Source organism: Streptomyces sp. NPDC058663 (assembly GCF_042716745.1).
Classification (GTDB): Bacteria; Actinomycetota; Actinomycetes; order Streptomycetales; family Streptomycetaceae; genus Streptomyces.
The window spans coordinates 138,009-154,351 of record NZ_JBHXRV010000007.1; the positions used below are offsets into that span (position 1 = coordinate 138,009).

Genomic DNA, 16,343 nt, shown 5'->3' on the forward strand with positions numbered 1-16,343 from the left:
CCGGCGCGATTGCGAGAGGACCCCGCCATGCCGCTCCTGGAGCCGAGGCCGGGGGCCCTGCGCCCGTCCGCCCCGCGAGAGCCGGACGCCGAGGCCGCGCCCGACCGGGTGCCCGCCGCCCTGGCGGACGGCACGCCGGGGGCGCTGCGCCGAGAGCTGACCGTGCTGCTCGGCGCGGAGAAGGTCCTGTGGAAGGTCTCGGACCTGGTGCGGTACGCGTCGGACGCCAGCCCGTACCGGTTCGTGCCGCAGGTCGTGGTGGTGGCCGAGGACATCGACGACATCTCCCTCGTTCTCTCCTACGCCCACGGCAAGGGCCGCGAAGTGGTCTTCCGGGCCGCGGGCACGTCGCTCAACGGCCAGGCCCAGGGTGAGGACATCCTGGTGGACGTGCGCCGCCACTGGTCCGGGGTGGAGGTCCTCGACGGCGGCGTCCGCGCCCGCATCCGGCCGGGTACCACCGTCGCCCGTGCCAATGCCTCGCTCGCCCGGTACGGCCGGGTGCTCGGCCCCGACCCGGCGAGCGCCGTCGCGTGCACCGTCGGCGGGGTCGTCGCCAACAACGCCTCGGGCATGACCGCGGGCACCACCCGCAACAGCTATCGCACCCTTGCCTCCCTCACCTTCGTCCTGCCGACCGGCACCGTCGTCGACACCGCCGACCCCCGGGCCGACGACGAACTCCGCCACGCCGAACCGGCGCTCTGCGCGGGGCTGCTGGCGCTGCGGGAGGAGATCGTGGCGGACGCCGCCCTCGTCCGGCGGATCCGTGCCAAGTACGAGATCAAGAACACCAACGGCTACCGGCTCGACGCCTTCCTCGACGGCACCACCCCGGTGGAGATCCTGCGCGGGCTGATGGTGGGCTCCCAGGGCACGTTCGGCTTCATCGCGGAGACCGTCTTCGACACGCTCCCGCTCGACCGCAGACGCTCCTGTGCGCTGCTGTTCTTCCCCGGCCTGTCCGCCGCCGCGGCGGCGGCGGTGCTGTTCAACGAGGCGGGCGCGCTCGCCGTCGAGCTGATGGACGGCAACACCCTGCGCGCCTCGGTGAGCGTGGCCGGCGTCCCGCAGGACTGGGCCGCTCTGCCGCGGGGGACGACCGCCCTGCTGGTGGAGTTCCGCGCGTCCGACGAGGCCGGTCAGGAAGCGTTCGAGCGGGCGGCGGCCGAGGTCCTCACCCGGCTGGAAACGGTCGCCCCCGTCCCCTCGGTGACCAACGCGTTCACCCGGGACGCCCGGACCATCGCCGGCTACTGGCAGGCCCGCAGGGCCTTCGTCACCGCCGTCGGCGGAGCGCGTCCCCCCGGCACCACACTGATCACCGAGGACTTCGCCGTCCCCCCGTCGCGGCTGGCCGAGGCGTGCGAGGCGCTGCTCGCGCTCCAGGAGGAGCACGGCTTCGACGCCGCCGTCGCCGGGCACGCCGCGCACGGCAATCTGCACTTCCTGCTCGCCTTCGACCCCGCCGAGCCCGCCGAGGTCCGCCGGTACGCGCACTTCATGGAGGACTTCTGCCGGATGACGGTGGAGCGCTTCGACGGCTCGCTCAAGGCGGAGCACGCCACCGGCCGCAACATCACCCCGTTCCTGGAAAGGGAGTGGGGCTCCCGGGCCACCGATCTGATGTGGCGGACCAAGCAGCTCATCGACCCCGACGCGGTGCTCGCCCCGCGGGTCGTCCTCAACCGCGACCCCGAGGCCCACCTGCACGGACTGAAGACCATCCCGCGCGTGGAGGCGGAGGCCGACCCCTGCATCGAGTGCGGATTCTGCGAACCCACCTGCCCCAGCGGCGACCTGACCACCACGCCCCGCCAGCGGATCGTGCTGCGCCGCGAGATGATGCGCCAGCCCGCGGGCTCGCTGGTCGGCGAGAACCTGCTGAAGTCGTACGGGTACGACGCCGTCGACACCTGCGCCGGCGACTCGACCTGCCGCATCGCGTGCCCCGTCGGTATCGACACGGGCGCACTGATGAGGGACTTCCGCCACCGCAGGCACTCCCCGCGCGAGGAACTGGCCGCCGAGCTGGCCGCGCGGCACTTCAGGGCCGCCGAGGCCGCCGCGCGGCTCGCCGTCGCCGCGGCGGACAAGGCCGGCGACCGGCTGCTGACGGCCGTGACGGGCCTGGCCCGGCGGGCGGTGCGCCCCGACCTGGTGCCCGAGTGGCTGCCGCAGATCCCCGGCGCGGCTCCCCGGAAACTGCCGCGCACCCCCCGCGCCGGTGCCTGTGCCGTCTACTACCCGGCCTGCGTCAACCGCATCTTCGGCGCCCCCGAGGGATACCAGGACTGCTCGCTGCCCGAGGCGGTCGTGGCGCTGTCCGCCCGTGCGGGCAGGCCCGTGTGGATCCCCGGGGACGTGGCGGGCACCTGCTGCGCCACCATCTGGCACTCCAAGGGGTACGAGGCGGGCAACGTCCTGATGGCCAACCGCATCGTCGAGGCGGCCTGGGGCTGGACGGCGGGCGGCGTCCTCCCGCTGGTGGTGGACGCCTCGTCGTGCACCCTGGGCCTCGCGCGCGAGGTGCTGCCGTACCTCAGCGACGAGAACCGGGAGCTGCACCGCGAGCTGCGGGTCGTCGACTCGGTCGTGTGGGCGGCCGAGGAGCTGCTGCCGGAACTGACCGTACTGCGCAGGGCCGGCTCCGCGGTGCTCCATCCGACCTGCTCCATGCGGCACCTGGGCGACGAGGAGCAGCTGCGGGCGGTGGCCGAGGCGTGCGCGGTGGAGGTGGTGGTGCCCGACGACGTGCGGTGCTGCGCGTTCGCGGGCGACCGGGGCATGCTGCACAAGGAGCTGACCGACTCGGCGACCGCCCGCGAGGCGGCCGAGATCGCGGACCGGGAGCGGGCGGCCGGGCGCGGTTTCGACGCGTACCTCTCGGCGAACCGGATGTGCGAGGTCGGGATGGACCGGGCGACGGGCCGCTCCTACGCCTCCGTACTGCTGGAACTGGAGCGGGCGACGCGGCCGTGGACGCCCCGCCCGTGAGGAAAGTCCAAGGGCTCGAACCGGGAGTCCAACAGGCCCTCTTGCGCATCAACTGCCCCATCGTTCAGGGTCCTTGACGTGGTCTTGACCAGTCACGGACGGAACACCTTCCTGGAGGCTCCATGAACGAGGCAGTACCGCCGGTCGACGACAACGATTCCCTCGGCCGGACCCCCGCGGCGGACTCCACCCGCCGCTCCGTGCTCAAGGCCGCCGGGGTGGCGGGTGCCGGGATCGGACTGGGCACGTTCGGCACGGCGTCCGCCGCCCGGGCTGCCGGAGCCGGCGCCGCGGCCGAGCCCGCCGCCCCGCCGCGCCAGGGCCGGACCATGGCGAACGTCCCCTTCGAGCGCCGCTCCACGGTCCGCGTCGGCATCGTCGGCCTGGGCAATCGCGGCGACTCCATGATCGACCTCTATCTCGCGATTCCGAACGTCAAGGTCGTCGCCGTCTGCGACCCGGTCAAGGCCAAGTGCGAGAAGGCCGCCGCCAAGGTCGTCAAGGCCGGGCAGCCGGCCCCGGCGGTCTACTCCAAGAACGAGGACGACTACCGCAACCTCTGCAAGCGCGGCGACATCGACTTCGTGTACGTCGCGACCCCGTGGGACTTCCACTACGACATGTGCAAGACCGCCATGCTGCACGGCAAGCACGTCGGCGTGGAGTGTCCGCTGGCCATGCGCATGGAGGAGCTGTGGGACCTGGTCAACGTCTCCGAGCGCACCAGGCGCCACTGCATGCAGCTGGAGAACTGCTGTTACGGCAAGAACGAGATGCGGGTGCTCCGGATGGCCCACGCGGGCCTCTTCGGTGAGCTGCTGCACGGAGCGGGCGCCTACAACCACGACCTGCGCGGCCTGATGTTCGACCCCGACTACTACGAGGGCCCGTGGCGCCGGCTGTGGCACACCCGGCTGCGCGGGGACCTCTATCCCAACCACGGCTTCGGTCCGGTCGGCAACTACATGGACGTCAACCGGGGCGACCGCGCGGTCAGCGTCGTCAGTATGGGCTCCCCCGCGCGCGGCCTGGCCGAGTACCGCGCGAAGCACATGCCGCCGGGCGACCCCAGCTGGAAGGAGTCGTACATCGGGAGCGACCGTACGATCAGCCTCGTCCAGACCGCCAAGGGCCGGGTGATCCGCCTGGAGCACGACGTGTCGACGCCGCACCCGTACAGCAGGATCAACAGCCTGGGCGGCACCCTCGGCGTCTTCGAGGACTACCCGGCGCGGATCTATCTGGAGCCTGCCAACACCGACGACCGGTGGGACGACTTCGGGAAGTACGCCGCCGAGTGGGACCACTGGCTGTGGAAGGAGCACGCCAACCCGCCCGGCGGCCACGGCGGCATGGACTACCTCATGGTCTTCCGGCTGATGCAGTGCATGCAGCTGGGTCTGGTACCGGACTTCGACGTGTACGACGCGGCGACCTGGACGGCGCCGGTGCCGCTGAGCCACCTCTCGATCCGGGCCCAGGGCGCCCCGCAGCAGATCCCGGACTTCACCCGTGGCGAGTGGAAGAAGGCCCGCCCCGGCGTCGACTCGAAGAAGCCGGCCGCCTGACGCGGGGAGGGACCTGACGCGGTGAGGAGGCCGAGGGGTGCGGACCGGCGGGTCCGCACCCCTCACCCGTGTCAGCAGCGCCTGCGGTCCTCCACCAGTGTTCCCTGCACCGTGGTCACGCTCCGGTCGTGGCACGTACCGTCCGAGCCGTAGAGGCGGTAGCGCTCACCCGTCGTGGCGACCGCGCGGCGCTGGTCGCGCGGCACGTTCGCGGTGTACGTGGCATCGCCCCGGTAGACGTCGTCGAGCCGGGTGGCCGCGGTCCGGCGGCCGTTCACCGACGTCAGGGTGTCGGCCTTGTCGCCCAGGGACAGCACGGTCCGCAGCCGGTCGCCCGCGCCGAGGGTGGTGGTGCCGTCCATGGTGTAGGTACGGCGCGTCTCGACGGCCCGCGCCGCGTCGTGGCCGCCCCCGGTGGTGACCGTCTCGTGGTCCTTCCAGTCGCCCTTGAGCGCGTCCAGCGTTTCGCCGTCGGTCCAGCGGTGGACCGAGGTGTGGGTGAGGGTGCGGTCGACGTGGGTCTCGACACGTCCGCGCGAGGTGTCCAGGTACCCGGCCACGGTCAGCCGGTGGCCGGCGCGGACGTCGACCCGGTGCTCGGTGCCCGGTGTGTAGCGGGGGGAGTTGACCGGTGTGCCCTCGGCGTGCCGGGTCAGTCCGCCGGTGAGGACGCGGGAGCCGTGGTCCTGCCAGAGGAGGATGTTCACCGGGGTGCTCCAGCCGGTCTGCCCCGCCGGCACGCCGACGACGCCCACCTCGACCTTGTGCGGGCGTCCGTCGTTGAGGAGCCCGGCGAAGGGGGTCAGGTCGTACTGGACGGGCTTGACGTCGAGGGCGCGCGGGCCGGGGACGACGTACCAGAGGAACGGGTTGGACCATCCGCCCGTCCAGACCGTCGGGAAGGGTGCGGCGATGCCGGCGAGTTGCCCGTCGACCTTGATCTGCACCTCCCGGTACGGTCCTCCTGGCGTCTTGCAGGAGTACGGCGCCTGCTCGGGCACCGCGAGGTACCAGTACTCCTCGCAGCCGCCGCCGGAGCCGGTGGCGTACACCTCGGCGAGCACGCGCCGCGTGTTGCGGGGCGTGGTGAGGGAGTTGCCGTCCGGACCCTGGAGGGTGAGGACGCGGTCGGGAACGGCCGCGGGCGGGGTGCGGCCCCCGGCCGCGTAGAAGGTCAGCGTCGCTTTCACGTCGATGATGCCGGTGTACGTCTCGTTGACGACGTTGCCGATGAGCATCTCGACGTCCTGCGTGCGGCGGAAGGTGTCGCTGTAGCGGGTGACGTCCTTCTCGACGGCCCAGGTGATGCCGTCGGGCGAGGGCTGCGGGGTGGAGGTGCGCAGGACCTCCACCCCGCCGACGTGCAGGTATCCCAGCCGGTCGTACTGGCGGCCCTTGACCTTGCCCTCCAGCCGCAGCACCACCTTGCTCCACCGGCCGCCGCACCCGGCGGGCGGGGTGTAACGGCCCCTGTACGGCGTGAAGTCGCGGAACTGCGCCTCGCCCAGAGCGACTTCGCAGGAGCGGGTGTGCGGCCTGGTGACGGGCGGTGCCGCGCTCAGCGGGTCGTGCCAGTCATTGCCGAACTCCGCGGGCGGTGGCTCGGCGGCGCCCGCCGGGCCCGTGACGGCGGTGGGTGTCACACCTGCGGTGGCGGTGGGCGCCACCCCCAGCAGGGCTCCGGCGGCCAGCGCGAGACTGCTCACCATGGACATGACTCGTCGTTGTCTCATGCGACAGGAGTGAAGCGCGGGACGCGACGCGGCGCCAGGGCGCACCGCACGCCGCACGGCGGGGATTGGCGCGTTCCGGGTGCTCGCGGACATAAATCGATTGCCGCGGCGGGGGGCGGAGCGCGAACCTTGCACGGTTTGCGCCATCCGCTCACCCCGACTCCACAGCCGACACACCGAGCCGTAGGGCCTCATGCACATCCAAGATCTCCCATTCAAAGACCCCGGCGAACCCGATGTCCGTTCAGGGGGCCGTTTCCTCTTCTGGCTGGGCCGCAACCAGTTGCGCGGCCAGCTCAAGTCCCTGAGCTGGGGGCTGCTGCACCAGCTCGGCGTGGCCGGACTGCCGCTCGGCGTGGGCCTGGCCGTGCAGGCGGTCGTCGACCGCTCGGGCGGGCGGCTCGCGCTGGCCGCCGGGGTGCTGGCCCTGTTCGGCGTGGCCGTCACGGTCGGCGACACCATGCTGCACCGCACGGCCGTCACCAACTGGATCACCGCTGCCGCCCGCGTGCAGCAACTCCTGGCCCGCAGAACCGCCGAGCTGGGCTCGGCGCTGACCCGCCGGGTCGCGGCGGGCGAGGTGGTCGCGGTGTCCACCGGGGACGTGGAGAAGATCGGCTGGTTCGTCGAGGCGCTGTCGCGGTTCGCGGCGGCCGTGGCGGCACTGGTGATCGTCTGTGTGGGCCTGGTGATCTACCAGCCCGCGCTCGGCGTGGTCGTCGCGGTCGGCGTTCCCGCCCTGGCCCTCGCCGTGCTGCCCCTGCTCCCCCGGGCGACCAAGCGCGCGGACGAGCAGCGGGAGAAGGCGGGCAGGGCGACGGAGCTGGCGTCCGACACCGTCGCGGGCCTGCGCGTACTGCGGGGCATCGGCGGCGAAGAGCTCTTCCTCGACCGCTACCGCGAGGCCTCGCAGGACGTCAGGAAGGCCGCCGTCCGCAGTGCCCGCATGTGGGCACTGATCGCCGCGGTCCAGGTACTGCTGCCGGGACTGCTCCTGGTGGGGGTGGTCTGGTACGGGTCCACGCTCGCCCGCGCGGGAACGGTGACCGTCGGCGAACTGGTCACCGTCTACAGCGCGGTCACCCTCCTGATGTACCCGCTGCGCCACTTCGAGGAGATCGCCATGGCGTACTCCTTCTCCAAGCCGTCCGCGAAGCGCGCCGCCCGTGTGCTGGGGCTGCGCCGCACCGCGCCCGGCGACGGTCTTGGCGCTTCGCAGTTCCCGACGGGCGACCTGTACGACCCGGTGACGGGACTGCTGGCACCGGCCGGCCGGTTCACGGCCGTGGTGTGCGGCGACCCGGACGTGGCGGGACGGCTCGCGGACCGCCTCGGCGGGCACGCCGCGGAGGAGGACAGGGAGGACGGGCCCGGCGGTGCGCAGGACGACCGGGAGGGCGGGTCCGACCGCTCGGCGGGAAGCGCCGCGGAGGGCGGCGAGGGCCCTGGCACGACGACCGCCGAGGCGAAGCCCGCCTCCGTCGTGCTCGGCGGAGTCGCCCTCGACGATCTCCCGCTGGAGGCGGCGCGCGCCTCGGTCCTGGTCCAGGACAAGGACCCGGTACTGCTGTCGGGGACGCTGAGCGAACTGCTCGACGTACCGGCGTCCGGAAGCGTGTCCGCCGAGGACGCCCTCGCGGCCGCGCAGTGCGCCGACGTGCTGGCCTCGCTCGCCCAGGCGTCGGTCGACCCGGACGGCGACCCGATGAACACCAGGATCACCGAACGCGGCCGGTCGCTCTCCGGCGGGCAGCGCCAACGGCTCGCCCTGGCACGGTCGTTGGTGACCGACCCGGAGGTCCTCGTCCTCGACGACCCGACGTCCGCCGTCGACTCGCACACAGAAGCCCGGGTGGCAGCGGGTGTCAGGCGGCTCAGGTCCGGTCGTACGACCGTGGTCCTGGCCTCTTCCCCGCTGCTGCTCGACCAGGCGGAACGCGTCGTCCTCGTCCACGAGGGAGAGGTCGTGGCGGTCGGCGAGCACCGCGAGCTGCTGCGCACCGAGCCGCGCTACCGGGCGGTCGTCACCCGCGAGACGGACGAGGAGATCGCCGGGGAAGAGCGCGCGGCGGAAGTACGTGAGCTGAAGGTACGCGAGGAAATCGAGGAGTCGGCATGAGCGCCACCGCCACCCGGGGCGCACCCCGGACCCGCCGGATCGGGGTGCCGCCCCCGGAGTACGACCCGGCTGCCCCCGAGACGGCCACCACCCTGCCCGTGGGCAGCCCGGCCACCGTACGGTCGTACGTGGGCAGCCTGCTGCGCCGTCACCGGACGGCGTTCGTCACCCTCGTCGCCCTCAACACGCTCGCCGTGGTCGCCTCGATGGTGGGCCCCTACCTGCTCGGCGGTGTCATCGAGGATCTGACGGCGGGCACACAGGACGTCCGGCTCCCGCTGACCGCCGGGCTGTTCGCCGCGGCGCTGCTGGTCCAGGCACTGTTCGTGGGGCAGACCAGGCTGCGCGGCGCGATGCTGGGCGAGGAGATGCTCGCCGACCTCCGTGAGGACTTCCTGGTCCGCGCGGTGGGCCTGCCGCCCGGCGTGCTGGAGCGGGCAGGCACCGGCGACCTCCTCTCCCGCATCACCACCGACATCGACCGCCTCGCCAACGCGATGCGCGAGGCGGTGCCCCAGCTCGCGATCGGCGTGGTGTGGGCGGCTCTGCTGATCACCGGCCTTACGGTGACCGCGCCGCCGCTCGCCCTGGCGGTCCTGCTGGCCCTGCCCGTACTGATCACCGGCTGCCGCTGGTACTTCAAGCGGGCCGGGTCGGCGTACCGCTCGGAGTCGGCCGGGTACGCGGCGGTCGCCGCGGTCCTCGCCGAGACCGTCGACGCGGGCCGCACCATCGAGGCGCACCGCCTCGGCGCGCGGCGGGTGGCGCTGTCGGACCGGCGGGTCAAGGAGTGGACGGCGTGGGAGCAGTACACGCTGTGGCTGCGTACCGTCCTCTTCCCCGTCGTCAGCATCACCCACATCACCATCCTGGGTGCGTCGGTCGTCATCGGCGGGGTCTTCGTCCTCCAGGGGTGGCTGACCGTGGGCCAGCTGACGACGGGCGCGCTGCTCGCCCAGATGCTGGTCGATCCGGTGAACCTGATCCTGCGCTGGTACGACGAACTCCAGGTCGCCCAGGTGTCGTTGGCCCGGCTGGTGGGCGTACGGGAGATCGAGCCGGACGCCGGTGACGAGACGGTGGTCCCCGACGGGCGGCACCTCCGCTCGAAGGACGTGCACTTCGGGTACCGGGAGGGCGTCGACGTCCTGCACCAGGTGTCGCTGGACGTGGCCCCGGGCACCCGGGTCGCCCTGGTCGGCCCCTCCGGCGCGGGCAAGTCCACGCTGGGCCGCCTGATGGCGGGGATCTACGCGCCACGCACGGGTGAACTCACCCTCGGCCGGGCGCAGTTGTCACAGATGCCGGCCGAACGTGTCCGTACGCACGTCGCTCTGGTCAACCAGGAGCACCACGTCTTCGTGGGCACGCTCCGGGACAACCTCCGGCTCGCCCGTACGGGAGCGGGCGACGCCGAACTGTGGGCGGCGCTGGAGGCGGTCGACGCGGACGGCTGGGCCCGTGCCCTGGAAGACGGTCTCGGCACGGAGGTCGGCTCGGGGTCCCTGGCACTGACCCCGGCCCAGGCGCAGCAGGTCGCGCTGGCCCGCCTGGTGCTCGCGGACCCGCACACGCTGGTCCTGGACGAAGCGACCTCACTCCTCGACCCGCGGGCGGCCCGCCATCTGGAACGCTCGCTGGCCCGCGTCCTGGACGGCCGCACGGTCATCGCCATCGCGCACCGGCTGCACACGGCGCACGACGCGGAGGTGATCGCGGTCGTGGAGGAGGGCCGCATCACCGAGCTGGGCAGCCACGACGCCCTGGTCGCCGCGAACGGCACCTACGCAGCCCTCTGGCGCTCCTGGCACGGCTGACCCGCCCGGCCCCGCCGTCCCCTCGGGGGGCGGGGCCGCTGCGACTCCCCCGTCCCCTCACTCGCCCCCGCCCCCCGGGGCTCAGATGAACCCGAGCGCCGCCGCTCCGCCCACCCCGCCGGCCAGCATGAACACCGGCATCAGCACCTTCAGCTCCACCCAGCTCCCCGCCCGGAACCGCATCACCTTCGGCGGCCCCAGCGGGTACCACCGCTTGCCCGCGATCGGGATCGGCCAGAGGATCGGGCAGCCGGAGACGGTCAGGGCGTCCCCGATGTCGTGCACGAGCGCGCCGAGCACGATCGGCAGACCGAGCCACAGGTACTCCTGCCCCGGCGCGGTGAACAGCCAGTCCGCACCGTTGCCGGGCTTGTCCAGCACCCCGGCCAGGGTCCAGGCGCTGGTCGCACCGAGCAGCCAGACCAGTACGTCGCTGGAGACCCGGGCGGCCCGCCACATCAGCCCCTCCACCGCGAGCACCAGATGCACGAAGAGGATCGCGAGCACCGCCCAGCGGCCGCCCGAGATCGCCGCCGCCGAACAGCCGCCGCCGACCATGACCGCCCACACCCAGGTGTGGGTGAGGGTGCGGTGGCCGCCGGAGCGGCGGGGGTCGGACGTGGTGCGGGTCGCCTTGTAGACGGCGTACGAGAGTTTGTCGACGATCTCGCAGAGCAGCCGCGAGACCGGTCCGAAGGCGCGCGAGATGGTCGCCGCCTTGTGGTCGAGATCGGGGGCGAGCGCGGCGCCCGCGCAGACCAGCGCGCCGACGACCAGTACGGGCCACGGCATGGCGTGGCCCGCGGCGGCGGCCGCGGCACCCACCCCCAGCCAGGCCGCTGCCCCTGACAGTGAGTGCGCCGGTCCCATCATGGTCGTACCCGCCCCATTTTGCTGTGGTGTCCCCATTGCCTGTGCCGGGCGGCCGAGTTGGCACCCGGCCTTCGATGGGCTGACCCGCCACCCTATCCAGGATGATCTTGGCGTCGCCCTCCGGTTGTCCGATCCGTGACGACGCCAGGCAAGATGGGGGCGTGACCCTTATCGATCAGCTCCCGCCGAACGCCGACCCCGACACCCTCTTCGAGGCCTTCTCGTCCTGGGCCGAGGGGCAGGGCATCACCCTGTACCCGGCGCAGGAGGAGGCGCTGATGGAGGTGGTCACCGGCGCGAATGTGATCTTGTCAACGCCGACCGGTTCCGGAAAGAGCCTGGTCGCGGCGGGTGCGCACTTCACGGCGCTGGCCCAGGACAAGGTCACCTTCTACACGGCGCCGATCAAGGCACTGGTGTCGGAGAAGTTCTTCGAGCTGGCCAAGCTGTTCGGTCACGAGAACGTCGGCATGCTCACCGGCGACGCCTCGGTGAACTCCGACGCCCCGGTCATCGCCTGCACGGCCGAGGTGCTCGCCTCGATCGCGCTGCGGGACGGCAAGCACGCGGACATCGGCCAGGTCGTGATGGACGAGTTCCACTTCTACGCGGAGGCGGACCGCGGCTGGGCCTGGCAGATCCCGATCCTTGAGCTGCCGCAGGCACAGTTCATCCTGATGTCGGCGACGCTCGGCGACGTCTCGATGTTCGAGAAGGACCTGACCCGGCGGACCGGGCGGCCGACCGCGGTCGTGCGCTCGGCGACCCGCCCGGTCCCCCTCTCGTACGAGTACCGGATGACGCCGATCACGGAGACGCTCACCGAGCTCCTGGACACCAGGCAGTCGCCGGTCTACATCGTGCACTTCACGCAGGCGGCGGCCGTCGAGCGGGCGCAGTCGCTGATGAGCATCAACATGTGCAGCAAGGAGGAGAAGGAGAAGATCGCCGACCTGATCGGCAACTTCCGCTTCACCACCAAGTTCGGCCAGAACCTCTCCCGGTACGTCCGTCACGGCATCGGGGTGCACCACGCGGGCATGCTGCCCAAGTACCGGCGACTGGTCGAGAAGCTGGCGCAGGCCGGTCTGCTGAAGGTCATCTGCGGTACGGACACCCTGGGCGTGGGCGTCAACGTTCCCATCCGCACGGTGCTCTTCACCGCGCTGACGAAGTACGACGGCACCCGGGTGCGGACCCTGCGCGCGCGGGAGTTCCACCAGATCGCGGGCCGGGCCGGGCGGGCCGGCTTCGACACCGCGGGCTTCGTTCTCGCGCAGGCGCCCGAGCACGTGGTGGAGAACGAGAAGTCGCTTGCCAAGGCGGGCGACGATCCGAAGAAGCGCCGCAAGGTGGTCAGGAAGAAGGCGCCCGAGGGCTTCGTCGCCTGGTCCGAGACCACCTTCGACAAGCTGATCACCTCCGACCCCGAGCCGCTGACCAGCCGTTTCCGTGTCACCCACACCATGCTGCTGTCGGTCATCGCCCGGCCGGGAAACGCCTTCGATGCGATGCGCAGTCTGCTGGAGGACAACCACGAGCCGCGCAAGGCGCAGCTGCGGCACATCCGCCGCGCCCTCGCGATCTACCGCTCGCTGCTGGACGGCGGTGTGGTCGAGCGCCTGTCCACCCCCGACGCGGACGGCCGTATCGTCCGCCTCACCGTCGACCTCCAGCAGGACTTCGCGCTCAACCAGCCGCTGTCGACGTTCGCCCTGGCCGCCTTCGACCTGCTGGACGCCGAGTCCCCGTCGTACGCGCTGGACATGGTGTCCGTCGTGGAGTCCACGCTTGACGACCCTCGGCAGATCCTGGGCGCCCAGCAGAACAAGGCGCGCGGCGAGGCGATCGGCCAGATGAAGGCCGACGGCATGGAGTACGAGGAGCGGATGGAGCGCCTCCAGGAGATCACCTACCCCAAACCCCTCGAAGAGCTGCTGTGGCACGCGTACAACGTCTACCGCACGAGTCACCCGTGGGTCGGCGACCACCCGGTCTCCCCCAAGTCGGTGATCCGGGACATGTACGAACGGGCCATGACCTTCGCCGAGTTCACCTCGCACTACGAGCTGGCGCGCACCGAGGGCATCGTGCTGCGCTATCTGGCGAGCGCGTACAAGGCTCTGGAGCACACCATCCCCGACGACATCAAGTCGGAGGACCTCCAGGACCTCATCGCCTGGCTGGGCGAGCTGGTCCGCCAGGTCGACTCCTCCCTCCTCGACGAGTGGGAGCAGCTGGCCAACCCCGAGGTGGAGACCGCCGAGCAGGCGCAGGAGAAGGCCGACCAGGTCAAGCCGGTCACGGCGAACGCGCGGGCCTTCCGGGTCCTGGTGCGCAACGCCATGTTCCGCCGGGTCGAGCTGGCGGCCCTGGACCACGTCCGCACGCTCGGCGAGATGGACGCGGAGTCCGGCTGGGACGAGGACGCGTGGGGCGAGGCGATGGACGCCTACTGGGACGAGCACGACGACCTCGGTACCGGCCCGGACGCGCGCGGCCCGAAGCTGCTGATGATCGAGGAGGACGCGGCGCACGGTCTGTGGCGGGTCCGGCAGGCGTTCGCCGACCCGGCGGGCGACCATGACTGGGGCATCAGCGCCGAGGTCGACCTGGCGGCATCCGACGAGCAGGCGCGGGCGGTCGTCCGCGTCACCTCCGTCGGCCAGCTCTAGTCGCCCGGCTCCAGGGCCCGCCCGGCGGACCGCGCCGGGCCGGCCCCCTCTCGAGAGAACAGGAACCACATCCATGACGAACCCGGCCGAGAGACTCGTCGATCTGCTCGACCTGGAGCAGATCGAGGTCAACATCTTCCGTGGCCGCAGCCCGCAGGAGCACCTCCAGCGGGTGTTCGGCGGGCAGGTGGCGGGTCAGGCGCTGGTCGCGGCGGGCCGCACCACGGACGGCGACCGCCCGGTGCACTCGCTGCACGCGTACTTCCTGCGCCCGGGGCGTCCCGGTGTGCCGATCGTCTACCAGGTGGAGCGGGTGCGCGACGGCCGTTCCTTCACCACCCGCCGGGTGACGGCGGTCCAGCAGGGCCGCACGATCTTCAACCTGACGGCCTCCTTCCACAAGCCGGAGGAGGGCGGCATCGAGCACCAGCTGCCGCCCCGCCGCGAGCTGCGGGACCCCGAGTCGCTCCCGACGGTCGCCGAGGAGATCCGCGACCACCTGGGCGAGCTGCCGGAGGCCCTGGAGCGGATCGCCCGCCGCCAGCCGTTCGACATCCGGTACGTGGACGGCCTGCGCTGGACCCGTGAGGAGATCGAGGGCGCGGAGCCGCGCAGCGCGGTGTGGATGCGGGCGGTCGGCCCGCTCGGCGACGACCAGCTGGTCCATACCTGTGCCCTGGCGTACGCCTCGGACACCACCCTCCTGGACGCGGTGCGGCTGCCGGTCGAGCCGCTGTGGGGTTCGCGCAACTTCGACATCGCCTCGCTGGACCACGCGATGTGGTTCCACCGCCCCTTCCGGGCGGACGAGTGGTTCCTGTACGACCAGGAGTCGCCGATCGCGACCGGCGGACGGGGGCTGGCGCGCGGCCGGATCTACGACCGCGAAGGCCGGCTGCTGGTGTCGGTGGTCCAGGAGGGTCTCTTCCGGAAGCTGACCGATTGATCCGGGTGCGTCTGGGGGCGCTGGGGGCGGCGGCGCTCGTGATCGCCGCCGCGCTCGGCATCCGGGCGGGTGGCTCGGGAGACTTCGCCAAGTACGCGGGGGACGCGCTCTACACGGTCCTGCTCTACGCGCTGGTGGTCGCCGTGCTCCCCCGGGTGGCCCCGCTCGTCGCGGCCGCATCGGCCCTGGCGCTCAGCTGGGCGGTGGAGTTCGCGCAACTCACCTCCCTGCCTGCCGAGTTGAGCGCGCGAAGCGCGGTGGCACGGCTGGTCCTCGGCTCGACCTTCAACCCCCGGACCTCTTCTGGTACGCCGCCGGAGCAGCCGCCGCCTGTACGGTCCACCACCTCGCCGCCGCCCGCCGCTGACCCCCGTGCAGGGGCCCTGTGGGGGCCGCCCGACTCAGCCCAGGGCGAGGGCGGTGCCGATACGGCGGGCGACCACCCGGTGGCGCACCCGCCCGGCCAGGTCCTCCAGTGCGGCGCGGGCGTCCGCGCCGCCGGAAAGGCCCAGTGCCACGACCGCCGCGTCGGCCACCTCGGGGGCGGTCGGCGCGCCGCTGGGCAGCGGGGTGAGCGCGGTGTCGGTGAGACGGGCCAGGGCGGCTGCCGTGCCGGGGGCGGGCGGCAGCAGCGAGAGCAGCCACGCCAGGCCGCGCAGGGCCTGGGAGTTGTGGGGGTCGGGGCGGTGGGCGAAGTCGAGGTCCCCGTACTGGTGGCCACGCAGCGGGACCGGCCGGGGCAGGGCGGCGAGCGAGAACCAGCTGTGGACGCGGTGGCGGACCTCCTCGGGGCCCGCGGCGGCGAGCAGCTCGCGGCCGGTGCGGGCCCACCTCGGCGAGGGCGTACGGGCGGTGAGCGGGGCCCGGTGGGCCAGCAGCCGCTCCCAGGGCTCGCCCTCCGCGGTCAGGTCCTCGAGCGCCCGGTCTGCCCACGGTTCCCCCGGGTTGAGCGGGGGGCCGGGCATCGCCGCGATCACCTCCCGCATGGCGGGCTCGTCGTGGTAGTCGAGGACGGAGCGCCGGAACACCGCGAGGACGTCGGGCCCGGGCGGCCGTCCGGCGGCCAGCTCGGCGGCGGCCAGCTCCCAGTCCCGGTTGCCGTTCGTGATCATGAACTGGGTGCCCAGCGCGGAGAGCCTGGCCTGCCGCTCGGCGGCGAGGAGTCCGGAGTCGAGCCCCCGGACCACGCCGCTCGCCACCGCGAGCAGCTCGGCGCGCAGGTAGTCAGCGTCGCGGCCGAACTGCGCGAAGACGTCGGGCCCTTCGTCGCGGACCGTGGGCAGCCAGTCGGCCCACATCCGCCCCAGCGCGAGCCGGTCCGCGTCGGGGAGCGCGCGCAGCAGCTCCATGTTCGCCTCGCCCGGACCGGTCATCGACCCGTTGCGGCAGGCCGCCTTCATCACCGCCACCGCCAGTCCGCGCAGGTCGCCCCGCGCGGCCAGGACCCGGTACTCCGCCGCCTGCTCCTGAAGCACCTGGGGATCGTTCAGCCATCTGCTCATGGTCACGAGCGTAGGAGGCACCACTGACAGCGCCGCGGTACGCCGGGGCTGCCGGGCCCGGCCGGATGGCCGGATACCCGACAGCGGGGTCCGGTTGCCGGACGCGCGCGTTA

General features: G+C 72.5%; 9 protein-coding genes and 1 pseudogene. 7 read left to right on the forward strand and 3 right to left on the reverse strand.

Features of this window, described 5'->3' with window-relative positions; translation table 11 throughout:
- Window positions 1-27: 27 nt before the first annotated feature.
- Window positions 28-2,997 (forward strand): FAD-binding and (Fe-S)-binding domain-containing protein, encoded by a 2,970-nt coding sequence (locus ACFWVV_RS07385; protein WP_384348777.1) that lies wholly within the window; start codon window positions 28-30, stop codon window positions 2,995-2,997.
- A gap of 122 nt (window positions 2,998-3,119) precedes the next feature.
- Complete coding sequence (locus tag ACFWVV_RS07390) at window positions 3,120-4,565, forward strand: Gfo/Idh/MocA family protein (protein ID WP_384348775.1); 1,446 nt, start codon at window positions 3,120-3,122, stop codon at window positions 4,563-4,565.
- 71 nt (window positions 4,566-4,636) lie between these two features.
- Here ACFWVV_RS07390 and ACFWVV_RS07395 read toward each other — a convergent pair whose 3' ends face one another.
- On the reverse strand, window positions 4,637-6,298 hold the full coding sequence (locus ACFWVV_RS07395) for a peptide-N4-asparagine amidase (RefSeq protein ID WP_384348772.1): 1,662 nt from the start codon (window positions 6,296-6,298) through the stop codon (window positions 4,637-4,639).
- A gap of 193 nt (window positions 6,299-6,491) precedes the next feature.
- Here ACFWVV_RS07395 and ACFWVV_RS07400 point away from each other — a divergent pair, with 193 nt between their 5' ends.
- Both ACFWVV_RS07400 and ACFWVV_RS07405 read left to right on the forward strand, forming a co-directional pair.
- Window positions 6,492-8,417, forward strand: coding sequence for an ABC transporter transmembrane domain-containing protein (locus ACFWVV_RS07400; RefSeq protein ID WP_384348769.1), 1,926 nt, complete (start codon window positions 6,492-6,494; stop codon window positions 8,415-8,417).
- Complete coding sequence (locus tag ACFWVV_RS07405; RefSeq protein WP_384348766.1) at window positions 8,414-10,234, forward strand: ABC transporter ATP-binding protein; 1,821 nt, start codon at window positions 8,414-8,416, stop codon at window positions 10,232-10,234. Before ACFWVV_RS07400 ends, ACFWVV_RS07405 begins: the two co-directional genes overlap by 4 nt.
- A gap of 81 nt (window positions 10,235-10,315) precedes the next feature.
- Here ACFWVV_RS07405 and ACFWVV_RS07410 read toward each other — a convergent pair whose 3' ends face one another.
- The gene (locus tag ACFWVV_RS07410; protein ID WP_384348763.1) at window positions 10,316-11,107 is read right to left on the reverse strand and encodes a metal-dependent hydrolase; all 792 of its coding nucleotides are present in this window, start codon (window positions 11,105-11,107) and stop codon (window positions 10,316-10,318) included.
- A 161-nt stretch (window positions 11,108-11,268) separates the two neighbouring features.
- Here ACFWVV_RS07410 and ACFWVV_RS07415 point away from each other — a divergent pair, with 161 nt between their 5' ends.
- The 3 genes and pseudogenes from ACFWVV_RS07415 to ACFWVV_RS07425 all read left to right on the forward strand — a co-directional run bounded on the left by ACFWVV_RS07415 (window position 11,269) and on the right by ACFWVV_RS07425 (window position 15,095).
- Window positions 11,269-13,782: a DEAD/DEAH box helicase gene (locus tag ACFWVV_RS07415; RefSeq protein ID WP_384348760.1), complete on the forward strand. Its 2,514-nt coding sequence runs from the start codon at window positions 11,269-11,271 to the stop codon at window positions 13,780-13,782.
- Window positions 13,783-13,855: 73 nt separating this feature from the next.
- A complete protein-coding gene (locus tag ACFWVV_RS07420; protein WP_384348757.1) occupies window positions 13,856-14,728 on the forward strand; it encodes an acyl-CoA thioesterase in 873 nt (290 codons plus the stop codon).
- A 5-nt stretch (window positions 14,729-14,733) separates the two neighbouring features.
- A pseudogene (locus ACFWVV_RS07425) lies at window positions 14,734-15,095 on the forward strand (DUF2809 domain-containing protein).
- A gap of 34 nt (window positions 15,096-15,129) precedes the next feature.
- On the opposite strand, the gene ACFWVV_RS07430 reads toward ACFWVV_RS07425, so the two are convergent.
- Window positions 15,130-16,230, reverse strand: coding sequence for a hypothetical protein (locus tag ACFWVV_RS07430; protein ID WP_384348754.1), 1,101 nt, complete (start codon window positions 16,228-16,230; stop codon window positions 15,130-15,132).
- Window positions 16,231-16,343: the final 113 nt, after the last annotated feature.